Source organism: Microbacterium atlanticum (assembly GCF_015277815.1).
Taxonomy (GTDB): domain Bacteria; phylum Actinomycetota; class Actinomycetes; order Actinomycetales; family Microbacteriaceae; genus Microbacterium; species Microbacterium atlanticum.
Genome location: NZ_CP063813.1, coordinates 1,540,961 through 1,566,990 on the forward strand (window position 1 = coordinate 1,540,961; position 26,030 = coordinate 1,566,990).

Consider the following 26,030-nt stretch of genomic DNA (forward strand, 5'->3'; position numbering starts at 1 on the left):
TGTGGTGTCGCGTCAGATGCGCTGCTTCGCCAGCGAGGCCCGGGGGACGACGTAGACGAGCACCGTCACGAGCAGCAGCGCGACGTACGCGGCGACGAACCCGGCGAACGCCGCGGTGTAGCCGCCCGTCGCCAGCTGCGAGGCGTTGAGCACCTGCGGCACGAGGAACCCGCCGTAGGCGCCGACCGCCGAGATCAGGCCGAGGGCGGCCGCGGCCTTGCGCATCATCCTCGTCGCCTCCGGCGAGCCCGGCTCGTCGCCTCGCGCGAGGGAGCGGGCCGCGAAGATGCTCGGGATCATGCGGTAGGTCGAGCCGTTGCCCATTCCGGTCGCGGCGAACAGCACGAGGAAGCACGCCAGGAACACGGCGAAGTTGCGCAGCGGCATCGTCAGGATGAGCGCCAGCGCGCCCAGAGCCATCACCGCGAAGGCGCCGACGGTCACGCGCGCGCCGCCGAAACGGTCGGCGAGCCTGCCCCCGTACGGACGGGCCAGCGAGCCGACGAGGGCGCCGAGGAAGGCCAGCGAGATCGCCGCCTGGCCGACCTGGATGGTCGACAGCGCCGGGAACTGGTCGGCGATGAGCTTCGGGAAGACGCTCGCGAAACCGATGAACGATCCGAACGTCCCGATGTACAGGACCGCCATGACCCACAGGTGCGGCTCGCGGAGGGCCGCCGCGGACCCCGCGAAGTCGGCCTTCGCGGACGAGAGGTTGTCCATGTAGCGCCACGCGCCGAACATCGCCAGCAGGATGAGCGGGATCCACATCCAGCCGGCGAGCGAGATGTTCAGCGTCGCCCCGGCGCCGATGGTCACAGCGATCGGCACGGCGAACTGGGCGACCGACGTGCCGAGGTTGCCGCCGGCGGCGTTCAGGCCGAGGGCCCAGCCCTTCTCCTTCTGCGGGAAGAAGTACGTGATGTTGGCCATGGAGCTGGCGAAGTTGCCGCCGCCGACGCCGCCGAGGGCGGCGACGAGCAGGAGGACGCCGAACGGCGTCTCGGGGTTGGACACGACGATGCCCAGGAGCACGGCCGGGATGAGCAGGAGCGCGGCCGAGACGATCGTCCAGTTGCGGCCGCCGAAGATCGCGACCATGAACGTGTACGGGAAGCGGAGCGTGGCGCCCACGAGGCTCGGGAGGGAGATGAGCCAGAACGACTCCGAGCTGGTCAGCTGGAAGCCCGCGGCCGGGAGCATCACGACGACGATGCTCCACAGCTGCCAGATGATGAAGCCCAGGAACTCGGCGAAGATCGACCAGCCGAGGTTGCGGCGTGCGATCGCACGCCCCTCGGCCTTCCAGAACGCCGGGTTCTCGGCGTTCCAGCCGTCGATCCAGCGTCCGGGTCGATGAGTGAGGGCGACCGGCGCGTCGGCCGGGGCGATGGAGCGGGGCGGTGCGTCGGTCTGGGTCGTGGACGGGGTCACGGTGGTTGTCATGGCGCCTCCCTGCGGTGAGCTGACACTGGGGGTGAGTGTGCTTCCACGCTAGGAACGGGGTGTTTCGGCCCGTCTGCCCGCGCGGTTACTTCCCGGTCACTTCTCGATCACCGTCCGGCGCCTCCCGCGGTGGGTGCCGCGACACACGTCCGAAACACGCGCGCCTCCTAGACTCGGAGGCATGCGCGTCGACATCGTCACGATCTTCCCGACGTTCTTCGACGTGCTGGGCGTCTCGCTGATCGGCAAGGCCCGTGACCGCGGCATCCTGGACATGCACGTCCACGACCTGCGGGACTGGACGCACGACCGTCATCGCACGGTCGACGACACGCCGTACGGCGGCGGGGCCGGCATGGTGATGAAGCCGGAGCCGTGGGGCGAGGCGCTGGACGCGGTGCTCACCGACGACGCCGTGCTGCTGGTGCCGTCCCCGGCGGGGGAGCTGTTCTCGCAGCCGATGGCGCGCGAGCTCGCCCAGGAGGAGCACCTCGTGTTCGCCTGCGGGAGGTACGAGGGCATCGACCAGCGCGTCGTGGACCACTATGCCGAGCGCGGACGCGTGCGGCTGGTGAGTCTCGGCGACTACGTCCTCAACGGCGGGGAGGTCGCCGCCATGGCCGTGATCGAGGCGGTCTCGCGGCTGATCCCCGGCGTCGTGGGCAATCCCGAGAGCCTCGTCGAGGAGTCGCACGAGCTGGGACTGCTGGAGTACCCCAGCTACACCAAGCCCGCGCAGTGGCGCGGGCTGGAGGTGCCGCCCGTGCTGCTCAGCGGGAATCACGGGGCCATCGCGGCCTGGCGGCGCGAGCAGAGCCTCGCGCGCACGCGTGCGCACCGGCCCGACCTGCTGCCGGAGCCCGACGCCGCGTCGTAGCGGCGGCGCGTCCCGGCGACCGGTCCGCTCACGCCGGATCGATGACGTTGAGCCGGTAGCCGCGCTTGACGACCGTCTTGACGAGGTCCGGCACGCCCAGCGACTCGCGGAGGCGTGCGACGGCCATCTCGACCGCGTGGGTGTTCTCCCCCGAGCGCGGCAGCGCCGTCTGCAGGCGATGGCGCGACACGACGCCGCCGTGCGCGTCGAAGAGCACGCCGACGATGTCGGTCGCGCTGCGCGACAGCGCGATGTGGCGGCCGTCGAGCACGATGCCCGTGCTGCGGAGCTCGAGGCGGCCGGCGGAGGTGGGAAGCGATGCCGCGCCGCCGCCGCCGAAGTGCGTGACGACCGCCCGCACCAGCGAGCCGAGCCGGCCGCGCTCGGCGATGAGGGGCTTGAGGCCGGCGTCGAGCAGCGGGCCGGCCGTGATCGGCCCGACCGCTGCCGTCAGCAGGCGGCCCTCGGCGTCGCGCTCGAGGATCGCCTCGAGCATCCCCTCCTGCCGTGCCGCCGCGAGCCACTCGGCCGCGCCCGGTGCCGAGGTGAACAGGACGGCGTCGACCTCGCCGTGCGCCGCCGCGACGACGGACCGCGACACCGCCGCCGGGTCCGGCGGTGGCCCCCAGCGGTAGACGGTGAGGCTCACCACGTCGGCGCCGGCGCGCTGGAACAGCTCATCCAGCCCGTCGGCACCCGAGCCGTGATGCTGCACCGAGACGCGGCGGTCCGCGATGCCCTCGGCCAGGAGGTACTCGCCGAGCTCGGCGGACGTCTCGGACTCGGCCACCCAGTCCGCCGTGAGCCCGGCCTGCTGGATCGCGCCCCGGGCCTTGGGGCCGCGGGCGACGATCTGCGCCCCGGCGAGCGCGTCGTGCAGCTCGTCGAGGAGCCCGGCCTCGTCGGCCGCCTCCATCCAGCCGCGGAAGCCCACGCCGGTAGTGGCGACGACGATGTCGGGGGGACGCGCGATGAGCTCCTGCGTGGCGGCGATGAGCGCGTCGTCGTCGATGTGGGGGACGATCGTCAGCGCGGGCGCGTGGCGCACCTGCGCGCCGTGTCGCTCGAGTGCGGCTGCCAGCTCGAGCGAGCGACGGTCGACGGCGATGACGATCGTGCAGCCGTCGAGCGCGGCCGAGAGGGTGGGGCGGGTGGTGGAGCTCAACGGACGGTGTCACCTGCCAGCTGGCGGTCGGGAAGCAGCAGCCCGGCGCGGGCGACCTCGCCCACGACGATGACGGCGGGGTTGCGGACGCCGGCGACGCCCGCGTCGAGCACGACCGCGCCCAGCGTGCTGCGTGTCGTCCGCTGATCGCGGTGGTGGCCGCGTTCGACGATGGCCACGGGCCGGTCCGCGGGGACGCCCGCGTGCAGCGCGTCCGAGACGATGCGGGGGAGGGCTCCGACGCCCATGAGGATCACGGTCGTCACGGCGTCGTCGCGCATCGCCGCGAGAGTGGCCGCGGTGACCTCGGCGGGGCCGTTGACGATGTGCACCGCGCCCGCCACGCCGCGATGGGTGACGGGGATGCCGGCGGCCTGGGGCACGGCGATGGCGCTCGAGATGCCCGGCACGACGTCGACCGGGATGCCGGCGGCCAGGCACGCGGCGACCTCCTCGCCGCCCCGCCCGTACACGAAGGGGTCGCCGCCCTTCAGACGGACGACGTGCTTGCCCGCCTTCGCGCGGGCGACCAGCAGCTCGTTGATCTCCTCCTGCGGCACCGGGTGGTGGCCGGGATGCTTGCCGACGTCGATGATCTCGACCTCCGGCCCGACATGCTCGCGGATGTCGGTGGGCCCCAGCCGGTCCATGACGATGACATCCGCACGCGTGAGCAGCCGCCAGGCGCGCACGGTGAGCAGGTCCAGGGGCCCCGGTCCGCCGCCGATCAGGTCGACGCGGCCGACGCTCATGCCTCGTCCTCCCAGCGCACGAGCACGTGCCCGCCATCGACGGACACCGGCCACACGTGCAGGCTCATCGGCTCCTTGCCCTGCGTGTCGAGGCAGGCGCCGGTGCGAAGGTCGAACACCTGCTTGTACATCGGCGACGCGACCGTCGGGATGTCCTGGCGCGTTCCGACGATCCCGCGCGAGATGACGTGCGCGCGACTGTACGGGTCGAGGTTCGACACCGCGTGGACGCGGCCGCCCGTGCCGTCCGGGCCGCGGAGCAGGAAGAGGGCGATCTGGGTCCCGCCCAGGAGCGCGGCGCGCCCGCGCTCGATCTCGAGGTCGGCCAGTTCGCACACGCGCACCCATCCGGGAGGTGCGGTGTACTCGGTCGTCTGCGGGTCGACGAGGGTCATCGGCGCACCTCCAGTGTCGTGCCGGCGATGAGCACGCGCGAGTCGGCCCGCTCGTCCTCGGTGGCAGGTCGGGGCTGTCCGCGCTCGGCGGTGTAGGCCAGTGACGGGTCGGGGGTCTTCGGGGCGTTCACGAACGAGGCGAAGCGGCGCAGCTTCTCGGGGTCCTCGAGCGTCGCCTTCCATTCATCCTCGTACGATTCCAGGTGCGCGGCCATCGCGGCATCCAGATCCGCGCAGATGCCGAGGCTGTCGTCGAAGATCGCGGCGCGAAGGCCGTCGATGCCCCCGTCCAGATCCTCGAACCACGGCGCCGTGCGCTGGAGGCGGTCCGCGGTGAAGATGTAGTACATCAGGAACCGGTCGATCGCGGTGAGCAGTTCCTCGTCGCTGAGCCCCTCGGCCAGCAGCACCGCGTGGCGCGGCGTGAAGCCGCCGTTGCCGCCGACGTACATGTTCCAGCCGGCCTCGGTCGCGATGACGCCGACATCCTTGCCTCGCGCCTCGGCGCATTCGCGGGCGCAGCCCGAGACGCCCAGCTTGATCTTGTGGGGCGAGCGGAGGCCGCGATAGCGCAGCTCCAGCTGGACCGCCATGCCCACGGAGTCCTGCACACCGTAGCGGCACCACGTGGATCCGACGCACGACTTCACCGTGCGCAGCGACTTGCCGTATGCATGGCCCGACTCGAAGCCCGCGTCGACCAGGCGCTTCCAGATGTCGGGAAGCTGCTCCAGGCGGGCGCCGAACATGTCGATGCGCTGTCCGCCGGTGATCTTGGTGTACAGGCCGAAGTCCTTCGCGACCTGGCCGATGACCAGGAGCCCCTCCGGCGTGATCTCGCCGCCCGGGATGCGCGGCACCACCGAATAGCTGCCGTCCTTCTGCAGGTTCGCCATCACGTGGTCGTTGGTGTCCTGCAGCGTCGCGTTCTCGCCGTCGAGCACGTGGCCGCGCACGAGCGTGGACAGGATGCTGGCGAGCGCCGGCTTGCAGATGTCGCACCCGCGACCGGTGCCGAAGCGCTCGATGACGGCGCTGAACGTGGTGAGACCGGAGACGCGCACCGCGTCGAACAGCTGGCGGCGCGACATGTCGAAGTGCTCGCACAGCGCGTTGCTCAGTGCCGCACCGGTCTTCGCGAGCTCGGTGCCGACGATCTTCTTGACCATCATCACGCACGAGCCGCAGGCGGCTCCCGCCTTCGTGCACGCCTTGATACCCGCGACGTCGGTGCAGCCCTCCTCGTGGACCGCGTGACGGATGGCGCCGGCGGTCACGCTGTTGCAGGAGCAGACCAGCGCCTCGTCGGGGAGGTCCCCGGTTGGCGCGGCCACACCGCCTTCGGGCATGAGGTAGGCGGCGGGATCGCCGCCGAGCGCGCCGCCCACGAGCGGCCGCAGCGATCCGTACGCGGACGCGTCGCCGACGAGGATCCCCCCGAGCAGCGTCTTCGCGTCGTCGGACAGGACGAGCTTCTTGTAGACCCCGGCCACGGGATCGGCGTAGGTGACGTCCAGTGCGCCCGGCGTCTGGGCGAACGCGTCACCGAAGCTCGCCACGTCGACGCCGGAGAGCTTGAGCTTGGTCGACAGATCGTAGCCGGGGAAGGATGCCTCGCCGCCGAGCAGCCGCGTCGCCGCGACCTCGGCCATCGCGTAGCCCGGGGCGACCAGCCCGACGCACAGGCCGTCGTAGTTGGCGACCTCGCCGATCGCGAGGACGCGGGGATCCGACGTCTGGCAGCCGGCGTCGATGAGGATGCCGCCGCGCTGGTGCACGTCCAGGCCTGCGGTCCGCGCGAGCTCGTCGCGCGGGCGGACCCCCACCGTGAAGACGACCACGTCCGTCCGGTCGTACGAGCCGTCCTGGAACTCCAGTCCCGCGACCTGGCCGGTGCGGTCGGGATCGAGCCGTGTGGTGACCGTCCGGGTCTTCACCGCGATGCCCCGGGACTCGATGAGTCGCCGGAGGGCGTCGCCCGCGGGGAGGTCGAGCTGCGCCGACATCAGCCGATCGGAGGACTGGACGACCGTGCAGTCCACGTCCAGCCCCTGCAGCGCCCCGGCCGCCTCGAGGCCCAGCAGTCCTCCGCCGATGACGGTGCCGACGAGCGGGCGGCCGAGCTCCGCGGAGCGGCGCTGGACGAACGCCTCGAGCTTCTCGACGTCGTCGAGAGTGCGGTACACGAAGCAGCCCTCGAGCCCGAAGCCGTCCACGGCCAGGCGGGCGGCGTACGATCCCGTCGCGAGCACGAGCCGGTCGTACGCGACGCTGGTGCCGCTGCGGGTGGTCACGCGCCGGGCCTGGCGGTCGATGCGGGTGACCGCGTCGCCGCGCAGGAAGCGGACGCGCGGGTCCTCGAGCACGGTGCGCTCGAGTTCGAGGTCGGCCGCCGAGGCGCCGCTGAAGAAGCCGGTCAGCCCCACGCGGTCGTACGGCGGGCGGTCCTCCTCGCCGATGAGCGTCACCCGCCACTCGTCGCCGGCTCGGGTGAGCAGGCTCTCGACGAAGCGGTGGGCGACCATGCCCGCGCCGACGACCACCACGTGGGTGCCGAGCGCGGGGCTGTGCATCATGAGGTCACCGTACGCGGGTGATGTTGCAGCGGCGTCAGCGTCATGTTTCCGGTTGTTGACACGGTCGCGGTGGGCCATGGCTCCTCCTCGTCGGCCGGATGTTCGGTGAACACGAAGCTACGAGCGCGGTGTTTCACCGCCCTGCGGGCGGGGGTTACCTCGAGCGAACGTTTCTCTCACACGGCATGCGGGGCCCTTGTGAGGTCGCGGTGGTGGCGGGGGCCTACCCTGTTCGCGCACGGTGCGCCAGTCCCGGCGCCCGGTCATCGCCGACCGATATCGTGAAGGCCCTGCGAGATGGAGGATGTATGCAGATCTGGCCAGGTTCCCCGTATCCGCTGGGCGCCACCTTCGATGGAAGCGGCACGAACTTCGCGCTCTACAGCGAAGGCGCCGAGCGCGTCGAACTGTGCCTGTTCGACGACGACGGAAACGAGACCCGGGTCGACCTGCTCGACGTCGATGCATATGTGCATCACGGCTACCTGCCCTCGGTGCAGCCCGGCCAGCGCTACGGGTACCGCGTGCACGGGGAGTTCGATCCGGAGTCCGGCAAGCGGTTCAACGCGAACAAGCTCGTGCTCGACCCGTACGCGAAGGCGGTCGAGGGTCAGGTCGACTGGGGTCAGCCGGTCTTCGGCTACGACTTCGGCGAGCCGGACTCGCGCAACGACGAGGACTCGGCCGCCCATCAGATGATGGGTGTCGTCGTCAACCCCTACTTCGACTGGAGCGGTGACCGCCTGCCGAAGACCCCCTACTCCGAGACGTTCATCTACGAGGCCCACGTGCGCGGGCTGACGCAGCTGCACCCCGCCATCCCCGACGAGATCCGCGGCACCTACAGCGCGATCGCCCACCCCGCGATCATCGAGCACCTGCAGAAGCTGGGGGTCACGGCCATCGAGCTCATGCCCGTGCACCAGTTCGTCAACGACTCCGTGCTCGAGGAGAAGGGGCTGTCGAACTACTGGGGGTACAACACGATCGCCTTCTTCGCCCCGCAGAACACCTACTCCTCCAGCGGTCAGCGCGGCCAGCAGGTGCAGGAGTTCAAGGCGATGGTGAAGGCGCTGCACGCTGCGGGGATCGAGGTCATCCTCGACGTCGTCTACAACCACACCGCCGAGGGGAACCACCTCGGGCCCACTCTGTCGATGCGCGGCATCGACAACGAGGCCTACTACCGGCTGGAAGACGATGACAAACGGTACTACACGGACTACACCGGCACCGGCAACAGCCTGAACGTGGGCAACCCGCACACGCTGCAGCTGATCATGGACTCGCTGCGGTACTGGGTGCTCGAGATGCACGTCGACGGGTTCCGGTTCGACCTCGCCTCGACGCTCGCGAGGGAGTTCTACGAGGTGGACCGCCTCGCGACGTTCTTCGAGCTCGTGCAGCAGGACCCGGTGGTCTCGCAGGTGAAGCTCATCGCCGAGCCGTGGGACGTCGGCCCGGGCGGTTATCAGGTCGGCAACTTCCCCCCGCAGTGGACGGAGTGGAACGGCAAGTACCGCGACACGGTCCGCGACCTCTGGCGGGGCGAACCGGCGACCCTGGGCGAGTTCGCCTCGCGTCTGACCGGATCGGCCGACCTCTACGAGCACTCCGGACGCCGGCCCGTGGCATCCATCAACTTCGTCACCGCGCACGACGGCTTCACGCTGCGCGACCTCGTCTCGTACAACGAGAAGCACAACGAGGCCAACGGCGAGGACAACAACGACGGCGAGTCGCACAACCGATCCTGGAACTGCGGCGTGGAGGGTCCGAGCGACGACCCGGCGGTCCTGACCCTGCGGGCGCGCCAGCAGCGCAACTTCATCGCGACGCTGCTGCTGTCGCAAGGGGTGCCCATGCTGCTGCACGGCGACGAGCTCGGGCGCAGCCAGCGCGGGAACAACAACGGCTACGCACAGGACAACGAGATCACGTGGGTCGATTGGTCGGCCGTGGACCAGCCGCTCCTGGAGTTCACCGCGGCGCTCGCGCGACTCCGCCGTGAGCACCCGACCTTCCGCCGTCGCCGCTTCTTCGACGGCCGGCCGGTCCGTCGCGAGGAGGGCGCGCCGGTTCCCGACATCGTCTGGGCGCGCCCGGACGGCTCGCAGATGCAGCCGGAGGACTGGGGCTCCGGCTTCGGCCGCGCGGTGGCGGTGTTCCTCAACGGCGGCGGCATCCGGGAGCGCGACCGTCGTGGCGAGCCCATCACCGACCGGCACTTCATCATCCTGTTCAACGCGGGCGACGACGATGTGGACTTCCTGATCCCCGAGGTCGACTTCAGCCCGGAATGGGACGTGATCGTCGACACCGCCGGGCAGCACGCCGACACGGAGCCGGTCGAGCCGGGCTCCACGCTGACCGTCCTGGGTCGCTCGCTCATGGTGCTGCGCGAGCACGAGACGGAAACGCCGGAGGTCGACCACTCGGTCGCCGCCTCTCTCGCGGTCACCAGCGTCCAGGGGCCCGACGAGGTTCCGGGCGCCGCACCGCGACCGGAGCTGTCGCGGTGAGCGCGCCGCCCGTGCCGACCGCGCGCCCGCGCTCGACGTACCGGCTGCAGATCCGCCCGTCCTTCACCCTGGACGACGCGGCCGGCCTGCGCGAGTACCTGACGACGCTGGGTGCCGACTGGGTCTACTTCTCGCCGATCCTCACCGCGTCCGAGGGCTCCGATCACGGCTACGACGTCGTCGATCCACGCACCGTGGATCCCGCGCGCGGGGGTCGCGCGGCTCTCGAGCGGGCGGCGCAGGCCTTTCACGAGGCCGGTCACGGGGTGCTCGTGGACATCGTGCCCAACCACGTCGGCGTGGCACGTCCGATCGAGAACCCGTGGTGGTGGGATGTGCTCGCCCGCGGGCAGGCGTCACGGTACGCCGCCGCGTTCGACATCGACTGGCCCTTCGGCGGCGGCAAGGTCCGGCTCCCGGTGCTGGGCGAGGCGGTCGAGGAGGCCGCCGCCTCCGGCGCGCTGCGCGTCGAACAGGGAGTGCTGCGCTACTACGAGCACCGCTTCCCCCTGGCTGAGGGATCCGCCGCGGAGGGCGAGGATGTCCTCGCCGTGCACGCGCGTCAGCACTACCAGCTGATGCACTGGCGGCGCGAAGCCGACGACCTCAACTACCGCCGGTTCTTCGGGGTGTCGAGCCTCGCCGCCGTGCGCGTCGAGGATCCCGACGTCTTCGATGAGGCGCACGCGGAGATCCGCAGCTGGTTCGACGACGGCCTCGTCGACGGTCTGCGCGTCGACCACCCCGACGGACTGCGTGCACCGGTGGATTACCTCGAGCGGCTCGCCGAGGTCACCGGTGGCCGGTACGTGCTGGTGGAGAAGATCCTGGAACACGGCGAGACCCTGCCGCAGTTCTTCGCCGCGGAGGGCACGACGGGGTACGACGCCCTGGCCGAGATCGATCGCGTGCTCGTCGACCCGGCCGGAGAGGCGGGCCTCGACGACCTCGACGCGCGCCTCCGCGAGCGATCGGGTCTCCCCGCTGCCCGGCCGTGGGACGAGGTCATCGCGGGAACCAAGCGCGCCGTCGCCGAGGGCATCCTGCGGTCCGAGGTGCGGCGGCTCGCACGCGATCTCGACGCTGCGGACGACACGGCCGTCGAGGATGCCCTCGCGGAACTGCTGGCCCGCTTCCCGGTGTACCGCTCGTACCTGCCCGCGGGCCGCGAGCACCTGGTCGCCGCCGCGCACGCCGCGAGGTCGCAGCGCCCGGATCTCACCGGCGCGATCGACGCGATCCTGCCGAGACTCGCCGATCCGGGGCATCCGGCTGCCCTGCGGTTCCAGCAGACGAGCGGGATGATCATGGCCAAGGGGGTGGAGGACACCGCGTTCTATCGTGCCACCCGCCTGGGGACCCTCACCGAGGTGGGTGCCGATCCTTCCCTGTTCGCCCTGTCGGTAGAGGAGTTCCACGCGGCCCAGGCGGCCCGGCACGCGGCGTGGCCCGACGCGATGACGACGCTGTCGACGCACGACACCAAGCGCGGCGAAGACGTGCGCGCCCGGCTCTCGGTGCTCGCCGAGATCGCCGAGCGCTGGGCGGAGGTGCTGGAGGAGTTGACGGATGCCGCCTCCAGCGGCCACGGCCCCTTCGACGCCCTGCTGTGGCAGGCCGTGATCGGCGCCTGGCCGGCGTCCCGTGAGCGCCTGCACGCCTACGCGGAGAAGGCGGCGCGCGAGGCGGGCGAGGCGACCACGTGGCTCGAGCCGGACGCGGACTTCGAGCGGCGGATGCATGCGGTCGTCGACGCGGCGTTCGACCATCCGGTCGCGGCCGCCCGCGTCGAGTCGTTCGTGTCCGAGATCGAGGGCGCCGGCTGGTCGAACTCGCTGTCGGCCAAGCTGCTCCAGCTCGCCGGCCCGGGCGTGCCCGACGTCTACCAGGGAAGCGAGCTGTGGGAGCAGAGCCTCGTCGACCCCGACAACCGCCGCGCCGTCGATTTCGATGCGCGGCGCCGACTGCTCGCGGCGATCGACGCCGGCGCGCAGCCGCTGATCGACCGGACGGGCGCGGCGAAGCTTCTCGTCACGGCGCGCACGCTGCGGGTCCGGCGCGATCGCCCTGATCTGTTCACGCGCTATACGCCGGCGACCGTCGTCGGCGCCGCCGCGCATCACGCCGTCGCCGTCGACCGCGGCGGTGCTCTGGCCGTCGCCACGCGCCTGCCGGTGGGTCTGGCGGCGCGCGGCACCCGAACGGGCTCACCTTGGGAGGACACGATGCTGCTCCGGCACGCCGGCCCCACGACCGACATCTTCACGGGACGGACCTTCCGCGGCCACATCCGGCTGGCGGAGCTCCTCGAGACGTACCCCGTCGCCCTGCTCGTCACGGCGGACGCGTCGTGATCCCCGAGGTGTGGGCTCCCCGGGCGGGCGCCGTCGCACTCCGCGCTCCTGAACGCGGTGCGGACATGCCCATGACGCAGCACGCCGGCGGGTGGTGGCGAGCCGACGTCGAGCTGACCGAGGGCGAGGAGTACGGGTTCGTGCTCGACGGTGCGGAGCACGCTCGCCCCGATCCGCGGTCGCGACGTCAGCCCCGCGGCGTGCACGAGCTGAGCGCCGTGTTCGACCCCGCCGCCCATGTGTGGGGGGACGCCACCTGGACGGGTCGGCAGCTCGCCGGCGGAGTGGTGTACGAGATGCACGTCGGCACCTTCACGCCGGAGGGGACGCTGGATGCCGCAGCCGCCCGCCTCGAGCACCTCGTCGATCTCGGCGTCGACTTCGTCGAGCTGCTCCCGGTCAACGGGTTCAACGGCGTGCACAACTGGGGATACGACGGCGTGCTCTGGTACACGGTGCACGAGGCGTACGGCGGACCGGCTGCATACCAGCGCTTCGTCGACGCGTGCCATGCCGCTGGAATCGGCGTCATCCAGGACGTGGTCTACAACCACCTGGGCCCGAGCGGCAACTACCTGCCGGAGTACGGTTCGTACCTGCGCGACGCGGAGTCCAACACGTGGGGCTCGTCGGTCGACCTCGACCAGGACGAGGTGCGCCGGTACATCGTGGAGAACGCCCTCATGTGGCTGCGCGACCACCACGTCGACGGTCTGCGCCTGGACGCCGTGCACGCGCTGAAGGACCGGCGCGAGACCCACATCCTGCAGGAGCTCGCGGAGGCCGCCGACGCGCTCAGCGCGCACCTCGGCCGGCCGCTCAGCCTCATCGCAGAGTCCGACATGAACGACCCGCGCCTGATCACCGGCAGGGAGGCGGACGGGTACGGGCTGACCGCCCAGTGGAGCGACGACTACCACCACGCACTCCACGTCGCACTGACGGGGGAGACCAGCGGCTACTATGCGGACTTCGCGCCGTTGGGGGCGCTGGTCAAAGCCTCCACCCGCGGGTTCTTCCACGACGGGACGTGGTCGTCATTCCGAGGGCGCGCGCACGGGCACCCGATCGACCCGCGCATCCCCACCTGGCGACTCGTCACCTTCTCGCAGGATCACGACCAGATCGGGAACCGGGCGGCGGGGGACCGGCTCTCGCAGTCGCTCGACGAGGGCGGGCTGGCGATCGCGGCGGTGCTGACCGTACTGGCGCCCTTCACCCCCATGCTGTTCATGGGGGAGGAGTGGGCGGCCTCGACGCCGTGGCAGTTCTTCACGTCGCACCCCGAGCCGGAGCTCGGCAAGGCGACGGCGGAGGGACGCAAGGCGGAGTTCGCCCAGATGGGGTGGGACGAGTCGGTCGTCCCCGACCCTCAGGATCCTGAGACGTTCTCTCGATCGAAGCTGCGGTGGGAGGAGAAGGATGCCGGCGTCCACGGCCGGATCCTCGCGCTCTATCGTGCGCTGCTGGCCCTGCGCCGGGAGCGGGCCGAGCTCACCGATCCGGACTTCCGCCATCTCGAAGCCGCGTGCGACGAGCAGGCGGGCTGGTTCCGGCTGCGACGGGGCGGCATGGAGGTCGTCGTGAACTTCTCCGGGACCGAGGCGGAGCTGCCCGCCGACGGCGCCGCGGATGTCGTGCTCGCGACGGACGACGATGCCCGGCTGGCGGCGGACCGGCTCTTCCTGCCGGCGCGCTCAGCCGTCGTGGCGACGCGCGGAGGGGCCTGAGTCAGGCGACGCCGAGCCAGGAGCGGTCGGTGAGGACGACGGGTCCGTCCTCGGTGATCGCCACCGTGTGCTCGGAGTGCGCGCCGCGCGACCCGTCGACCGACCGCAGGGTCCAGCCGTCGGGGTCTGTCACGAGCTCGTCGGTCGTCTGCAGGAACCAGGGCTCCAGGGCGATGACCAGACCGGCGCGCAGCGGATAGCCCCGGCCCGCCTTGCCGTCGTTCGCGACGTGCGGGTCGCCGTGCATCACGCGCCCGACGCCGTGACCGCCGAAATCGGTGTTGATCGAGTAGCCCCGGCCGTGGGCGACCTCGGCGATCGCCGCGGAGATGTCGCCGATGCGGTTGCCCACCGTCGCCGCGGCGATCGCGGCGTCCAGCGCGCGCTCGGTGGTGTCGATCAGCACGAGGTCCTCGTCGCGCGGGGTTCCGACGACGAACGAGACCGCCGAGTCGGCCACCCAGCCGTCGACGGCCACGGCGAAGTCGAGGGAGACGAGATCGCCGTCCTGCAGGGCGTAGTCGAAGGGCAGGCCGTGGAGCACCGCGTCGTTCACAGAGGTGCAGATCACCTTCCCGAACGGGCGCGCGCCGAACGACGGGTGATAGTCGATGTAGCACGACTCCGCTCCCGCGCGCCGGATCAGATCGTGCGCGCGGCGGTCGATCGCGAGGAGATTGGTCCCCACCTTCGTCTCGTCGCGCAAGGTCGCCAGCGTCTCGGCGACGAATCGCCCCGCGGGCCTCATCGCCTCGATCTCGGCGGGGGTGCGCAGCTCGATCATGTGGAGGTTCCTCTCGTCCGGATCCCATTCTGGCCGACCCTCCGCGGCGAGGCTGTGAGGATGCCCCGCGGCACGCGGACAGGCTCCACAGCGAGCCGGGGCGGGCGTACCATCAGGGGCATGTGGGTGCGTCGTGCGTTCTTCGGCTGGCTGATCCCCGCCGCGTTCCTGCTGCCGCTGTGGCTGCTCGTCGGATGGGCCGTGTTCAGTGCCGGCGGCTGGGAGTTCCTCTGGGTCCTGTTCCTGGCCATCCCGGGCGTCTTCCTGTGGCAGCTGCTGCTCACGCTGCTCGTGCGCGCCCGCGGCACCGTCCGTGCCCACCGCGCGGTGTCGTGGTGGGACGTGCTCGGGTTCACCGTGTGGCACGGTCTCGTCATCTCGCTGGGGTTCTTCGCCGAGGACTGGTGGGCGCCGGTCATGGTCGTGACGATCCTCGCCGGCGTCGGTCTGTTCTGGCTGGAACTGTGGCAGCTGTGGAGCGAGGCGCGACCCTCGCGATTCGTGCTGCACACGACGGAAGGGGTCGCCTACATCCCGGCCCCGCAGGGGCGCGCGCAGCAGTTCGAGAGCGAGGTCGTCGTGATCTCCGAGAAGCCGTCGCCGCCCGCGAGCTGACGTGTTTTGGCCGGTCGCGGCATCCGTGGCAGAATGGATGTTTGTGCCCTGACCGGTTCTGCCTCAGGGGAACCAGCTGCCCGGCGTATGCCGGGGGCCCTCGGCACACCCCGTCCTTTTCCCATCATTCCCGCGGTCGACCTGTGGCGGCCGCAGAGAGAGACGATCATGCAGATCCTCGACGCCGTCGACGCGGCCTCGCTCCGCTCCGACATCCCCGCGTTCGCCCCCGGCGACACCGTGAAGGTGCACGTCAACATCACCGAGGGCAACCGCTCGCGCATCCAGGTCTTCCAGGGCGTCGTCATCGGCCGTTCGGGCGACGGCGTTCGCGAGACCTTCACCGTGCGCAAGATCAGCTTCCAGGTCGGCGTCGAGCGCACGTTCCCGGTGCACTCCCCGGTCATCGACCACATCGAGGTCGTGACCCGCGGTGACGTCCGCCGTGCGAAGCTCTACTACCTCCGCAACCTCCGCGGCAAGAAGGCCAAGATCAAGGAGAAGCGCGAGAACTGACACCCGCTGTCGCATCGCTTCGACGAAGCCCCGGACACCTGGCGTCCGGGGCTTCGTCCGTCTCCGCGACGCTCCGGAATGTGCGACCCTTGAACCGGGCCGCCGCGACCGTCGGTGCCTGCGAAGGAACTCCATGACGACCGAGAAGTCGGCTCCGGCCGAGTCGGCGCCCGGGCCTGACGACGCTGCCGTCCTGCAGCCGCGCCGGCGCGGCTGGCTGACCTTCCTGCGCGACGTCATCGTCATCGTCCTGATCGCCGTGCTCGTCTCGCTCGTGGTCAAGACGTTCCTGGTGCGGTCGTTCTACATCCCGTCCGGGTCGATGGAAGACACCCTGCACGTTCAGGACCGCATCCTCGTCGACGAGATCACGCCGCGGTTCGGCGATTACGCACGCGGCGACATCGTGGTGTTCCGCGACCCGGGCGGCTGGCTGCCGCCGAGCACCGACCCCGCGCGCCCGCCCGTGATCGAAGCGGTGGAATGGGCGCTGTCGCTCGTCGGTCTGGCCGCCCCCGACAGCGACGATCACCTGGTGAAGCGCGTCATCGGCCTCCCGGGCGACCATGTCGTGTGCTGCAACGCCGCAGGTCAGATCACCATCAACGACGTCGCCATCGATGAGACGGACTACCTGAAACTGCCCAGCGGCGAGGCCGCGGCATCCGGTGACTCGTTCGACGTCGTCGTGCCGGAGGGAAGCCTCTGGGTGCTGGGCGACAACCGCTACCGCTCCCGGGACTCCCGCTACAACACCGACCAGCCGGGCAAGGGGTTCGTGCCGATCGACAACCTCGTCGGGCGCGCGTTCCTCGTCACCTGGCCGTTCGACCGCTTCGGCCTGCTGGACTTCCATCATGAGGTGTTCGCGAGCGTCCCCGACGCCGCTGCGGAGGGCGGCGGGCAGTGACCGTCGCGGAGCCGCGGCTCACGCTCGAGCGTCGTCTCCTGCGTGAGCACGCGCTCGTCATCGCGTTCGACGAGGTGGGCCGCGGTGCGCTGGCCGGTCCGGTCGCGGTCGGGGCGGCGGTCATCGACGCCCCCCGCTCACGCAAGCGCATCCCGCCGGGCCTGCGGGACTCCAAGCTCGTCCCGGAGCCGAAGCGCGCCGACGTCGCGGCCCGCGCGGCGTCGTGGGTCGCCGCGAGCGCCGTGGGCTGGGCGAGTTCCGAGGAGGTCGACGAGATCGGCATCATCCGCGCGCTCGGGCTGGCGTCGATCCGCGCGCTGGCCGACCTCCGTGCCCACGGGGTGGTTCCCGAGGAGAGCATCGTCATCCTCGACGGGAACTACGACTACATCAGTCCCGCCGGTGCCTGGGGACTGACCGTGCGGCCGGTGATCAAGGCCGACCGCGACTGCGCGTCGGCGGCCGCGGCATCCGTCATCGCGAAGGTCGCGCGGGACCGTCTGATGACCGAGCTCCATGACGAGCTGCCCGCCTACAACTGGGCGCGCAACAAGGGCTATGCCAGCCCGGACCACCGTGAGGCGATCCGTCTGCACGGGATCAGCCGCCACCATCGCGCCTCGTGGTCGATCGGTGACGCGCCCACCCTCTTCTGACTGTTCGCCGGACGCGGACCGGGCGGTCCGCAGGTCCGTGCGCCCATAGGATGGAGGCACCATGGATGACGAGGTCTTCGAAGACTACGATCGCGAACTCGAACTGGCGCTCTACCGCGAGTACCGCGACGTCGTCTCGCAGTTCCAGTACGTGATCGAGACGGAACGGCGCTTCTACCTCGCGAACGAGGTCAACGTCGTGCGACGCGACACCGAGCACGACTTCTACTTCGAGATCTCCATGTCGGACGTGTGGGTGTGGGACATCTACCGGGCCGACCGGTTCGTCAAGGCCGTCCGCGTGCTGACCTTCAAGGACGTCAACGTCGAAGAGCTCTCGCGTCGCGACTTCCACCTACCCGAAGAGCTCTCCCTCGACAGCTGAGCCCCGTCGAGGCTCCTCCCCAGCCTGTCCGATCCGGCGGTCCGCCCGGGTTCTGAACGGATGCCGTCGCGCACCGTCCGCCGTGCCCTTGCCGTGCGCGAGCATGCCGGAATGGCAGACAAGGACGTGCTCGGGCGAGCGGGCGAGGATCGCGCCGCCCGCTACTTTCAGGAGCTGGGGTACACCGTCCTGGCTCGCAACTGGCGTTCCCGCGACGGCGAGCTGGATCTGGTGGTCGCCGACGCGGCAGCGCTCGTCGCCGTCGAGGTCAAGACACGGCGAGGTGAGGACTTCGGTCACCCGTTCGAGGCGATCGACGCGCGCAAGCGGGCGCGGCTGTGGCGTCTCGCCGTCGCTTTCGCGGCGGCGCATCCCGACCTCGTCCGAGGTCGCAGGCTGCGCATCGACGCGATCGGGCTGACCGGTGCGGTTCCGGACGACGCACGCCTCGAGCATCTCGTCGATGTGGAGGTGCCGTGAGCGTCGCCCGCACGTGGGCCGTGGCGCTCGTGGGCGCGCAGGGGGAGTGCGTCGACGTCGAAGCGGATCTGTCGCAGCAGACACCGGAGTTCCGCATCATCGGCCTGCCGGACAAGGCGCTCGGCGAGGCGGTCCAGCGGGTGCACAACGCCTGCGCGAACAGCGGGACGCCGCTCCCGCGCCGTCGGCTCACGGTCAACCTCTCGCCCGCCAGCCTGCCCAAGCACGGGTCGGGGTTCGACGTCGCGATCGCGGTCGCGTGTCTTGCGACGGAGTCGACGATGGATGCCTCATCGGTGGCGAGCACGGTGCACGTCGGCGAGCTCGGGCTGGACGGACGACTGCGGCCGGTGGTGGGGGTGCTCCCCGCCGTGGTCGCGGCGCGCCGCGCGGGGCATCGCCGGGTGGTGGTCCCGCACGCGAACGGCGCCGAAGCGCGGCTCGTCGAGGGGATCGACGTCCTCGCGGCGGTGAATCTGGCTCAGGTCGTCGCCTGGCATGGCGGCGGGGTCGAGGTGCCCGACGACGAGCCGGTCGCGGCGGGCGACGATCATCCGCCGGCGGATTCGCCGCCCGAGCTCTCGGAGGTCATCGGTCAGCGCGAGGCGGTCGATGCGCTGATCGTCGCCGCCGCCGGTGGCCACCACCTTCTCATGTGCGGCCCTCCGGGCGCCGGGAAGACCATGCTGGCTCGCCGGCTGCCGGGGATCCTCCCCGAGCTGGACGACGAGGCGGCCCTCGCCAGCGCCTCGATCCGCAGTCTCTCGGGTGCGCGGGTCGTGGAGCTCTCGCGCACGCCGCCCTTCGAAGCACCTCACCACAGCGCCAGCGTCGCCGCGCTCGTCGGGGGCGGCAGCCGGCTGATCCGGCCCGGCGCGATCGCCCGCGCGAGCGAGGGAGTGCTCTTCCTCGACGAAGCGGGTGAGTTCGCCGCCAGCGCGCTGGACGCGCTTCGCCAGCCGCTCGAGTCGGGAGCGATCACCATCCACCGCGCCGGTGCGGTGGCGCAGTACCCGGCGCGATTCCAGCTGGTTCTCGCGACGAATCCCTGCCCGTGCGGCGACTACGGCATCCGCGGCGGAACCTGCACGTGCCCGCCCGCCGCCATCCGCCGGTACCTCGGCAAGCTGTCGGGGCCGCTGCGGGACCGCATGGACATCGAGCTCACGCTCACGCGGGTGTCCGTGGCCCAGCGCGATCTCGGTCCGGCCGTGTCCAGCGCCGTCGCGCGCAGCCGCGTGAAGGAGGCCAGGGACCGCGCGCGCCACCGCCTGGCGGGCACGCCGTGGCGCGTGAACGCGGACGTTCCCGGCACGTGGCTGCGCGAAGGCCCTGCGGCCCCGGTGCCGGCTGTGCGGCGCCCGCTGGACGCGGCGCTCCACCGGGGCGCGCTCACGCTGCGCGGGTACGACCGCGTGCTTCGTCTCGCGTGGACGCTGGCCGACATCGACGGACGCGCGCAGCTCCGCGGCGAGCACGTCGGCCGGGCCCTCTACCTCAAGAAGGGACTGGCGCTGTGAGCGCGTTCGACCTCAGCCCGGCGGCGTCCCGACGGGCGCTCGCACCGCTTGGACTCAGCGGCGGCGACGACGACATCCGCGAACGTCATGCCACGGTCGTCTGGTGCCTCCTCACGGAGCCCGGTGATTCCGTGGCTCGGCGCATCATCGCCGGCTCCGGTGCCGCCGCAGGGCTGGAAGCGGTCCTCGGGGGAGGCCTGGTATCCGAGGTCACGCCGCGCGAGCTCGCCGAGGGCTGCAGGCGCTGGCTGCCGCGGCTGTCGGCGGAGGCCGTAGACGTCGCCGTCCGCACAGCGGCGAGCCGCGGCGTGCAGCTGGTGACACGCAGCGACGCGGAGTGGCCCGAGCCCCTGGACGACCTCGGAGATCACGCCCCGCTCTGCCTGTGGGTGCGCGGCGATGCCGCCGCACTGCGCAGGGTCGACCCGTCGGTCGCGATCGTCGGCGCCCGCGCCGCGACGGGATACGGCGAGCACGTCGCGATGGAGCTGACAGCCGATCTCGCCGGCACCGGGGTCGCGGTCGTCTCCGGAGGTGCCTACGGCATCGACGGCGCCGCGCATCGGGCGACCCTCGCCGCCGGCGGTCTGACCGTCGCGCTTCTCGCCGGCGGAGCCGATCGCGCCTACCCCGCGGGGCATACCCAGCTGATCGACGACATCTCCCGGCGCGGCGTGGTGGCGAGCGAGGTGCCCTGCGGCTCCGCCCCGACCAAGTGGCGGTTCCTGCAGCGCAATCGCCTCATCGCCGCGCTGGCCGGTGCGACGGTCGTCGTCGAGGCCGGCTGGCGCAGCGGATCGCTCAACACGGCGGGCCACGCCGCTGCGCTGTCGCGGCCGCTCGGCGCGGTCCCGGGGCCGATCACCTCGGCGGCATCCGCAGGGACTCTCCGCCTCATCCGCGAGTACGGCGCCGAGTGCATCACCGGAGCCGAGGATGTGCGCGAGATGCTCGGGCTCACGTCCGCGGCTCAGCCCCCTGCGGTCGTCGGCGGCTACACCGACGACACTACGCGCGTGCTGGACGCACTGAGCAGCCGCGCCTGGCGGGGTGTGGGCGAGATCGCGCGGCGCGCGGGCATGGCACCGGATGCCGTCACGGCCGGTCTCGGCGTGCTGGCGCTGACCGGGCAGGCCGAGTGCGGTCCGCGCGGATGGCGGCGTGCGCCCGGCGGCCGGTGAGCCCGAACCCCGGGCGGGTCGCAGCAAGCGGCGGTGACGTCCGAGGCGCAAGCTGGGGGAGTGAAGATCTCGGACGCCGCCGACGCCTACCTGCGTCACGTGGCTGACGTGCGCCGGCTCGCTCCGGCCACCGTGCGGGCCTACCGCTCCGACCTCGCCGACCTCGCCGAGACGTGCGACGACGCGGAGCTCGCCACCGTCGACCTCGAACAGCTCCGCGATTGGCTCTGGCGAGCCGTGCAGCGGGGAGACAGCCGCGCGACGATCGCGCGTCGGACCGCCGCCGTGCGCGGATTCTTCGCATGGGCGACCGAGGAGGGCGCGATGACGGCGGACCCGAGCCTGCGGCTCGTCGCGCCCAAACGTGGCCGCACACTGCCGAAGGTCGCGACCGCCGACGTGCTCGCCGGCGTCTTGCAGCGGCTCGCGACGGTCGCCGCGGAGGGCGACCCGCTCGCGCTGCGCGACCACGCCGTCCTGGAGCTGCTGTACGGGGCCGCGGTGCGCGTGTCCGAGCTCTGCGGGCTCGACCTCGACGACGTCGACCGCGACCGGCGCACGCTGCGGGTCCTGGGCAAGGGATCCAAGGAGCGGGTCGTCCCCTTCGGTCTGCCCGCGCTGCGCGCGGTCGAGGCGTACCTCGTGCGGGGCCGGCCCGCGCTGGCGGTCCGCGGGGACGGCACCGGGGAGGCATCCGCTCTCTTCGTCGGCGCGCGCGGCGGACGGCTCGGATCGCGCGCCGTCTACAGCCTCGTGTCCCGCGAACTGGGCCCCGAGATGGGCGCGGGCGTCGGACCCCACGCGCTGCGCCACTCCGCGGCCACGCACCTCCTCGACGGCGGCGCGGATCTGCGCGCGGTGCAGGAGATCCTCGGACATGCGAGCCTCGGCACGACCCAGATCTACACGCACGTCTCGAGCGAGCGCCTCACCGCGTCGTACCGGCTCGCCCACCCCCGCGCCTGAAGCGCCGGCGTCCGGCAGAGTGCGCACCGGCGCTCAGCAGCAGGGCAGCAGCACCGCTCGTGGAACGCCGCCGAGCAGCACCAGCGGGTTGATGTACTCACCATCCAGCCGCACGCCGAAGTGCAGCACGCCCGCGGCCACGTGGCCGCCTTCGGCGAGGACTCCGACGGGAGCGGATGCCGCGACCGGCGTTCCCGCGACGAGCTCCGACGCGACGGGCTCGAGCGTGGTGACGAGGCCGTCGCCGTGGTCAATCGTGACCACGGGCCGTCCGGCGACCTGCCCCGTGAAGGCAACCACGCCCGGCGCGGGTGTCTGGACGGCGTCGTCGTCGAGCAGGAGGAGATCGACACCGCGGTGTCCGGGGCCGTACGCGTGAGCAGGAGCCACGAACGGCCGCTCCAGTCGGAACGGCTCGGCCGGCCAGCGCCATCCCCTCGACACCGCGACCGAGCCGCCGTCGTCGGCGTCGACCCCCGTCCGGGTGGCGTCATCCGCCCGCGCCGCCGATGGCGGGCCGCCGGCGACCCCGAGGAGGAGCGCAGCAGCCACACAGATCGTCGCGCGCGTGCCGGGTGCTGCCATGACCTCGACTCTGCCGCCTGCCGCCGGCTGCTGTCGCCGATCGCCTGCGGTCGGTGGACAGCCGGCGGCATGCAGCGGTGGGGGAGGAGGGGCGAGGACTCTGCCGGCTGGTACACTGGAGGCCGCACTCCGCCTGTCGGAGTGACTCCGCGTGCCCACAGCGCTGCGATTCCGGTCTCCGGTCCCCGAGGTCTTCCCCGGGTCAGCAGCGTGGCATCCCTCCCATCGGTCCCCGCGAACGCCTGAGTGCGAGCGTGGGGCGGGATCGAGCCGGGCGCCAGGCCCGCCGGCACCAGCCGGCGACAGAACAACCGCAAGCAGGCGCACCAGCGCCGGAACAGGAGAACGGCCATGGCCGTCGTCACCATTCGCCAGCTGCTCGACAGCGGCGTCCACTTCGGACACCAGACCCGCCGGTGGAACCCGAAGGTCAAGCGCTTCATCCTCACGGAGCGCAGCGGCATCCACATCATCGACCTTCAGCAGTCGCTGACCTACATCGACAAGGCGTACGAGTTCGTCAAGGAGACCGTCGCGCACGGCGGCACCATCCTCTTCGTCGGCACCAAGAAGCAGGCGCAGGAAGTCATCGCCGAGCAGGCGACCCGCGTGGGTCAGCCGTACGTCAACCAGCGGTGGCTCGGCGGTCTGCTCACCAACTTCGCGACCGTCTCCAAGCGCCTCGCGCGCATGAAGGAGCTGGAAGAGCTCGACTTCGACGACCCGGCTGCGAGCGGCTTCACCAAGAAGGAGCTCCTCCTCAAGAAGCGCGAGCTCGACAAGCTGCACAAGTCGCTCGGCGGCATCCGCAACCTGCAGAAGACGCCCTCGGCCATCTGGGTCGTCGACGCCAAGCGCGAGCACCTCGCCATCGACGAGGCCTCGAAGCTCGGCATCCCGGTGATCGGCATCCTCGACACCAACGCCGACCCCGACGAGTTCCAGTACCCCATCCCGGGCAACGACGACGCGATCCGCTCGGTGGGCCTGCTCACCCGCATCATCGCCGACGCAGCCGCCGAGGGCCTGATCCAGCGCCACCAGCCGAGTGACGAGGCAGCCGATGCCGAGCCACTGGCCGACTGGGAGCGCGAGCTGCTCGAGCAGGGCACGCCCGTCGAGACCGAGGTCGCCGCCGTCGAGACGGCAGCGACCGAGTCGGCGGCCGACGAGGCCGGCGCGGAGGCAGCCCAGGTCGCCGAGACCGCCGAGACGCTCGAGACGGCTGAGGCGCCCCAGACCGCTGAGGCCACCGCCGCCGAGTAAGGCTCGCACACGCACTCCGCCTCGGCGGGACCGCCCGGCCGCACGCCGGACGGTCCCGCCGAGGCATCCACGAGAAGTCACACACATCAAGGAGCCGCCACCCATGGCAAACTTCACGATCGCCGACATCAAGACGCTGCGCGAGCAGCTGGGCACGGGCATGGTCGACACGAAGAAGGCGCTCGAGGAGGCCGACGGCGACCTCGAGAAGGCCGTCGAGATCCTGCGCCTCAAGGGCGCGAAGGGCAACGCCAAGCGCGCCGACCGCTCCACGAGCGAGGGCCTCGTCGCGGCGAAGGAGGTCGACGGTCAGGTCACGATCATCGAGCTCAACACCGAGACCGACTTCGTCGCCAAGAACGACCGCTTCATCGCGCTGGCGGAGAAGGTCCTCGACGCCGCCACCGCCGCGCACGCCGACTCGGCCGAGGCGGCTCTCGCCGCGCCAGCCGGCAGCCAGACGGTCGCCGAGCTCATCTCCGACGAGGCCGCCATCATCGGCGAGAAGGTCGAGCTGCGTCGCGTGAACACGCTCTCGGGCGACAAGTTCGAGATCTACCTCCACAAGACCAGCAAGGACCTCCCGCCGCAGGTGGGCGTCGTGCTGGCCTACTCGGGCGACGACGCGGAGACGGCCCGCAGCCTTGCCCAGCACATCTCGTTCGCGAACCCGACGTACCTGTCGCGTGACGAGGTTCCCGAGGCCGAGGTCGACAAGGAGCGCGAGATCGTCACCGAGATCTCCCGCAACGAGGGCAAGCCGGAGGCCGCGCTGCCGAAGATCGTCGAGGGCCGCGTCAATGCGTTCTTCAAGCAGGTCTCGCTGCTGGACCAGGACTACGCCAAGGACAACAAGCTGTCGGTCGCGCAGGTCGCGAAGGACGCCGGGCTGACCCTCACGGGCTTCGCCCGCTACAAGGTCGGCGCCTGACATCGTGAGAGGGCCCGCACCGGCGATCCGGTGCGGGCCTTTTCTCATGCCCTTGGGTAGTTTGTGGGTGACGAGAGGACCACAGTGATCAACGAGAACACCGGGCGCCGCCGCGTCCTTCTGAAGCTCTCCGGCGAGGCGTTCGGCGGGGGACAGCTCGGGGTCAACCCCGATGTGGTCAGCCAGATGGCGCAGGAGATCGCCGCGGCGGTCGACCGCGTCGAGATCGCCGTCGTGGTCGGCGGCGGGAACTTCTTCCGCGGCGCCGAGCTGAGCCAGCGCGGCATGGACCGCGGCCGTGCCGACTACATGGGCATGCTGGGCACGGTGATGAACGCCCTCGCGCTGCAGGACTTCCTTGAGCAGGCGGGCGCGGCGACCCGGGTGCAGTCGGCCATCTCCATGACGCAGGTCGCCGAGCCGTACATCCCGCGACGCGCCGAGCGGCACATGGAGAAGGGCCGCGTCGTCATCTTCGGCGCCGGTGCCGGCCTGCCCTACTTCTCCACCGACACCGTCGCCGCCCAGCGCGCCCTCGAGATCGACGCGCAGGAGGTGCTGGTCGCCAAGAACGGCGTCGACGGGGTCTACACGGCGGATCCGAAGAAGGATTCCTCGGCCACCCGTATCGACCGCATCACGTATCTCGACGCCCTGCAGCGGGGCCTCAGGGTCGTCGACTCGACGGCGTTCAGCCTGTGCATGGACAACAAGATGGACATGCGCGTGTTCGGGATGGAGCCCGCCGGGAACGTCACGCGAGCTCTGCTGGGCGAATCCATCGGAACGCTCGTCACGGCCTGACGGTCACAGACCCCTCCGCCGATACACTTGACGAGCCCCATCTACGCGAAGGAGACACTGTGATCGCGGACGTCTTGGCCGATGCCCGAGCGCGCATGGACCGCGCCGTCGAGGCTGCGAAGGAGGACTTCGCGACGGTGCGCACCGGACGTGCGAACCCGCAGCTGTTCCAGAAGGTGCTCGTCGACTACTACGGCAGCCCCACCCCCCTCGCTCAGCTCGCCTCCATCAACAACCCCGAGGCGCGCACGCTGCTGGTCACCCCGTACGACAAGTCGGCGCTGAAGGCCATCGAGCAGGCCATCCGCGACATCCCGAACCTCGGCGTCAACCCCACGAACGACGGTAATCTCGTCCGGGTCACGATGCCCGAGCTCACCGAGGAGCGGCGCAAGGAGTACGTCAAGCTCGTGCGCAGCAAGGGTGAGGATGCCAAGGTGCACGTGCGCGGCATCCGTCGCAAGTCGAAGGACGACATCGACTCGCTCAAGGGCGAGGTCGGCGAGGACGAGCTCGCGCGCGGTGAGAAGGAGCTCGATGCGCTCACGCGCTCGCACGTCGACGAGATCGACGAGGCGCTCAAGCGCAAAGAGGCAGAGCTGCTCGAGGTCTGA

The 26,030-nt window shown here is 71.2% G+C and carries 24 protein-coding genes; 17 read left to right on the forward strand and 7 right to left on the reverse strand.

Annotated features, from left to right (window positions below; translation table 11 throughout):
- Positions 1-12: 12 nt before the first annotated feature.
- The gene (locus IR212_RS06890; RefSeq protein WP_194398188.1) at positions 13-1,446 is read right to left on the reverse strand and encodes an MFS transporter; all 1,434 of its coding nucleotides are present in this window, start codon (positions 1,444-1,446) and stop codon (positions 13-15) included.
- A gap of 181 nt (positions 1,447-1,627) precedes the next feature.
- Between IR212_RS06890 and trmD the strand changes: the two genes are divergently transcribed.
- Positions 1,628-2,323, forward strand: coding sequence for a tRNA (guanosine(37)-N1)-methyltransferase TrmD (gene trmD / locus IR212_RS06895; RefSeq protein WP_194398189.1), 696 nt, complete (start codon positions 1,628-1,630; stop codon positions 2,321-2,323).
- A gap of 28 nt (positions 2,324-2,351) precedes the next feature.
- Here the strand turns inward: trmD and IR212_RS06900 are convergent, their stop codons facing one another.
- From IR212_RS06900 to nirB, 4 genes are read right to left on the reverse strand one after another with little or no spacing between them, the layout of a single operon-like run.
- Complete coding sequence (locus IR212_RS06900; RefSeq protein ID WP_194398190.1) at positions 2,352-3,488, reverse strand: uroporphyrinogen-III synthase; 1,137 nt, start codon at positions 3,486-3,488, stop codon at positions 2,352-2,354.
- Positions 3,485-4,240 carry a uroporphyrinogen-III C-methyltransferase gene (gene cobA / locus IR212_RS06905; protein WP_194398191.1) on the reverse strand — a complete coding sequence of 252 codons (756 nt, stop codon included), beginning with the start codon at positions 4,238-4,240 and terminating at the stop codon, positions 3,485-3,487. The genes IR212_RS06900 and cobA overlap by 4 nt, the downstream gene beginning before the upstream one ends.
- Complete coding sequence (gene nirD, locus IR212_RS06910) at positions 4,237-4,635, reverse strand: nitrite reductase small subunit NirD (RefSeq protein WP_194398192.1); 399 nt, start codon at positions 4,633-4,635, stop codon at positions 4,237-4,239. Before nirD ends, cobA begins: the two co-directional genes overlap by 4 nt.
- Complete coding sequence (nirB, locus tag IR212_RS06915) at positions 4,632-7,211, reverse strand: nitrite reductase large subunit NirB (RefSeq protein ID WP_194398193.1); 2,580 nt, start codon at positions 7,209-7,211, stop codon at positions 4,632-4,634. The genes nirD and nirB overlap by 4 nt, the downstream gene beginning before the upstream one ends.
- A 308-nt stretch (positions 7,212-7,519) precedes the next feature.
- On the opposite strand from nirB, the gene glgX reads away from it, so the two are divergent.
- The 3 genes from glgX to treZ are packed head-to-tail and all read left to right on the forward strand — an operon-like array spanning position 7,520 to position 13,817.
- On the forward strand, positions 7,520-9,733 hold the full coding sequence (gene glgX, locus IR212_RS06920; protein ID WP_194398194.1) for a glycogen debranching protein GlgX: 2,214 nt from the start codon (positions 7,520-7,522) through the stop codon (positions 9,731-9,733).
- On the forward strand, positions 9,730-12,087 hold the full coding sequence (treY, locus tag IR212_RS06925) for a malto-oligosyltrehalose synthase (RefSeq protein WP_228479520.1): 2,358 nt from the start codon (positions 9,730-9,732) through the stop codon (positions 12,085-12,087). Before glgX ends, treY begins: the two co-directional genes overlap by 4 nt.
- Complete coding sequence (gene treZ, locus IR212_RS06930) at positions 12,084-13,817, forward strand: malto-oligosyltrehalose trehalohydrolase (RefSeq protein WP_228479521.1); 1,734 nt, start codon at positions 12,084-12,086, stop codon at positions 13,815-13,817. Before treY ends, treZ begins: the two co-directional genes overlap by 4 nt.
- Position 13,818: 1 nt before the next feature.
- On the opposite strand, the gene map is transcribed toward treZ, so the two are convergent.
- A complete protein-coding gene (gene map / locus IR212_RS06935) occupies positions 13,819-14,601 on the reverse strand; it encodes a type I methionyl aminopeptidase (protein ID WP_194398195.1) in 783 nt (260 codons plus the stop codon).
- A gap of 120 nt (positions 14,602-14,721) precedes the next feature.
- Here map and IR212_RS06940 point away from each other — a divergent pair, with 120 nt between their 5' ends.
- The 9 genes from IR212_RS06940 to IR212_RS06980 all read left to right on the forward strand — a co-directional run bounded on the left by IR212_RS06940 (position 14,722) and on the right by IR212_RS06980 (position 21,830).
- Positions 14,722-15,216: an MFS transporter permease gene (locus tag IR212_RS06940; RefSeq protein WP_194398196.1), complete on the forward strand. Its 495-nt coding sequence runs from the start codon at positions 14,722-14,724 to the stop codon at positions 15,214-15,216.
- A gap of 168 nt (positions 15,217-15,384) precedes the next feature.
- Positions 15,385-15,732 carry a 50S ribosomal protein L19 gene (gene rplS / locus IR212_RS06945; RefSeq protein WP_109210763.1) on the forward strand — a complete coding sequence of 116 codons (348 nt, stop codon included), beginning with the start codon at positions 15,385-15,387 and terminating at the stop codon, positions 15,730-15,732.
- 133 nt (positions 15,733-15,865) lie between these two features.
- On the forward strand, positions 15,866-16,642 hold the full coding sequence (gene lepB / locus IR212_RS06950) for a signal peptidase I (protein WP_194398197.1): 777 nt from the start codon (positions 15,866-15,868) through the stop codon (positions 16,640-16,642).
- Positions 16,639-17,298, forward strand: a complete 660-nt coding sequence (locus IR212_RS06955) for a ribonuclease HII (RefSeq protein WP_194398198.1) — start codon at positions 16,639-16,641, stop codon at positions 17,296-17,298. The genes lepB and IR212_RS06955 overlap by 4 nt, the downstream gene beginning before the upstream one ends.
- Before the next feature lie 61 nt (positions 17,299-17,359).
- On the forward strand, positions 17,360-17,683 hold the full coding sequence (locus IR212_RS06960) for a DUF2469 family protein (protein WP_159843786.1): 324 nt from the start codon (positions 17,360-17,362) through the stop codon (positions 17,681-17,683).
- A gap of 111 nt (positions 17,684-17,794) precedes the next feature.
- Entirely contained in the window at positions 17,795-18,163 is a 369-nt protein-coding gene (locus IR212_RS06965; protein ID WP_194398199.1) for a YraN family protein, read from the forward strand.
- The gene (locus tag IR212_RS06970; RefSeq protein WP_194398200.1) at positions 18,160-19,683 is read left to right on the forward strand and encodes a YifB family Mg chelatase-like AAA ATPase; all 1,524 of its coding nucleotides are present in this window, start codon (positions 18,160-18,162) and stop codon (positions 19,681-19,683) included. The genes IR212_RS06965 and IR212_RS06970 overlap by 4 nt, the downstream gene beginning before the upstream one ends.
- Complete coding sequence (dprA, locus tag IR212_RS06975; RefSeq protein ID WP_194398201.1) at positions 19,680-20,864, forward strand: DNA-processing protein DprA; 1,185 nt, start codon at positions 19,680-19,682, stop codon at positions 20,862-20,864. The genes IR212_RS06970 and dprA overlap by 4 nt, the downstream gene beginning before the upstream one ends.
- A 60-nt stretch (positions 20,865-20,924) precedes the next feature.
- Positions 20,925-21,830, forward strand: coding sequence for a tyrosine recombinase XerC (locus IR212_RS06980; RefSeq protein WP_194398202.1), 906 nt, complete (start codon positions 20,925-20,927; stop codon positions 21,828-21,830).
- A 33-nt stretch (positions 21,831-21,863) separates the two neighbouring features.
- Here IR212_RS06980 and IR212_RS06985 read toward each other — a convergent pair whose 3' ends face one another.
- Complete coding sequence (locus tag IR212_RS06985; protein ID WP_194398203.1) at positions 21,864-22,415, reverse strand: murein hydrolase activator EnvC family protein; 552 nt, start codon at positions 22,413-22,415, stop codon at positions 21,864-21,866.
- 351 nt (positions 22,416-22,766) lie between these two features.
- Here IR212_RS06985 and rpsB point away from each other — a divergent pair, with 351 nt between their 5' ends.
- The 4 genes from rpsB (at position 22,767) to frr (ending at position 26,030) form a co-directional block, all read left to right on the forward strand.
- On the forward strand, positions 22,767-23,681 hold the full coding sequence (gene rpsB, locus IR212_RS06990) for a 30S ribosomal protein S2 (protein WP_194398204.1): 915 nt from the start codon (positions 22,767-22,769) through the stop codon (positions 23,679-23,681).
- 103 nt (positions 23,682-23,784) lie between these two features.
- The gene (tsf, locus tag IR212_RS06995) at positions 23,785-24,612 is read left to right on the forward strand and encodes a translation elongation factor Ts (protein WP_194398205.1); all 828 of its coding nucleotides are present in this window, start codon (positions 23,785-23,787) and stop codon (positions 24,610-24,612) included.
- 84 nt (positions 24,613-24,696) lie between these two features.
- Positions 24,697-25,416: a UMP kinase gene (gene pyrH / locus IR212_RS07000; protein WP_194398206.1), complete on the forward strand. Its 720-nt coding sequence runs from the start codon at positions 24,697-24,699 to the stop codon at positions 25,414-25,416.
- 59 nt (positions 25,417-25,475) lie between these two features.
- Complete coding sequence (gene frr, locus IR212_RS07005) at positions 25,476-26,030, forward strand: ribosome recycling factor (RefSeq protein WP_194398207.1); 555 nt, start codon at positions 25,476-25,478, stop codon at positions 26,028-26,030.

What these genes read in the sequence shown, in the direction of transcription:
- IR212_RS06890 (WP_194398188.1), bottom strand. Translation starts at nt 1,446, where the DNA reads ATGACAACCACCGTGACCCCGTCCACGACCCAGACCGACGCACCGCCC.
- trmD (WP_194398189.1), top strand. Translation starts at nt 1,628, where the DNA reads ATGCGCGTCGACATCGTCACGATCTTCCCGACGTTCTTCGACGTGCTG.
- cobA (WP_194398191.1), bottom strand. Translation starts at nt 4,240, where the DNA reads ATGAGCGTCGGCCGCGTCGACCTGATCGGCGGCGGACCGGGGCCCCTG.
- nirD (WP_194398192.1), bottom strand. Translation starts at nt 4,635, where the DNA reads ATGACCCTCGTCGACCCGCAGACGACCGAGTACACCGCACCTCCCGGA.
- nirB (WP_194398193.1), bottom strand. Translation starts at nt 7,211, where the DNA reads ATGATGCACAGCCCCGCGCTCGGCACCCACGTGGTGGTCGTCGGCGCG.
- glgX (WP_194398194.1), top strand. Translation starts at nt 7,520, where the DNA reads ATGCAGATCTGGCCAGGTTCCCCGTATCCGCTGGGCGCCACCTTCGAT.
- map (WP_194398195.1), bottom strand. Translation starts at nt 14,601, where the DNA reads ATGATCGAGCTGCGCACCCCCGCCGAGATCGAGGCGATGAGGCCCGCG.
- IR212_RS06940 (WP_194398196.1), top strand. Translation starts at nt 14,722, where the DNA reads ATGTGGGTGCGTCGTGCGTTCTTCGGCTGGCTGATCCCCGCCGCGTTC.
- rplS (WP_109210763.1), top strand. Translation starts at nt 15,385, where the DNA reads ATGCAGATCCTCGACGCCGTCGACGCGGCCTCGCTCCGCTCCGACATC.
- lepB (WP_194398197.1), top strand. Translation starts at nt 15,866, where the DNA reads ATGACGACCGAGAAGTCGGCTCCGGCCGAGTCGGCGCCCGGGCCTGAC.
- IR212_RS06960 (WP_159843786.1), top strand. Translation starts at nt 17,360, where the DNA reads ATGGATGACGAGGTCTTCGAAGACTACGATCGCGAACTCGAACTGGCG.
- IR212_RS06965 (WP_194398199.1), top strand. Translation starts at nt 17,795, where the DNA reads ATGGCAGACAAGGACGTGCTCGGGCGAGCGGGCGAGGATCGCGCCGCC.
- IR212_RS06985 (WP_194398203.1), bottom strand. Translation starts at nt 22,415, where the DNA reads ATGGCAGCACCCGGCACGCGCGCGACGATCTGTGTGGCTGCTGCGCTC.
- rpsB (WP_194398204.1), top strand. Translation starts at nt 22,767, where the DNA reads ATGGCCGTCGTCACCATTCGCCAGCTGCTCGACAGCGGCGTCCACTTC.
- tsf (WP_194398205.1), top strand. Translation starts at nt 23,785, where the DNA reads ATGGCAAACTTCACGATCGCCGACATCAAGACGCTGCGCGAGCAGCTG.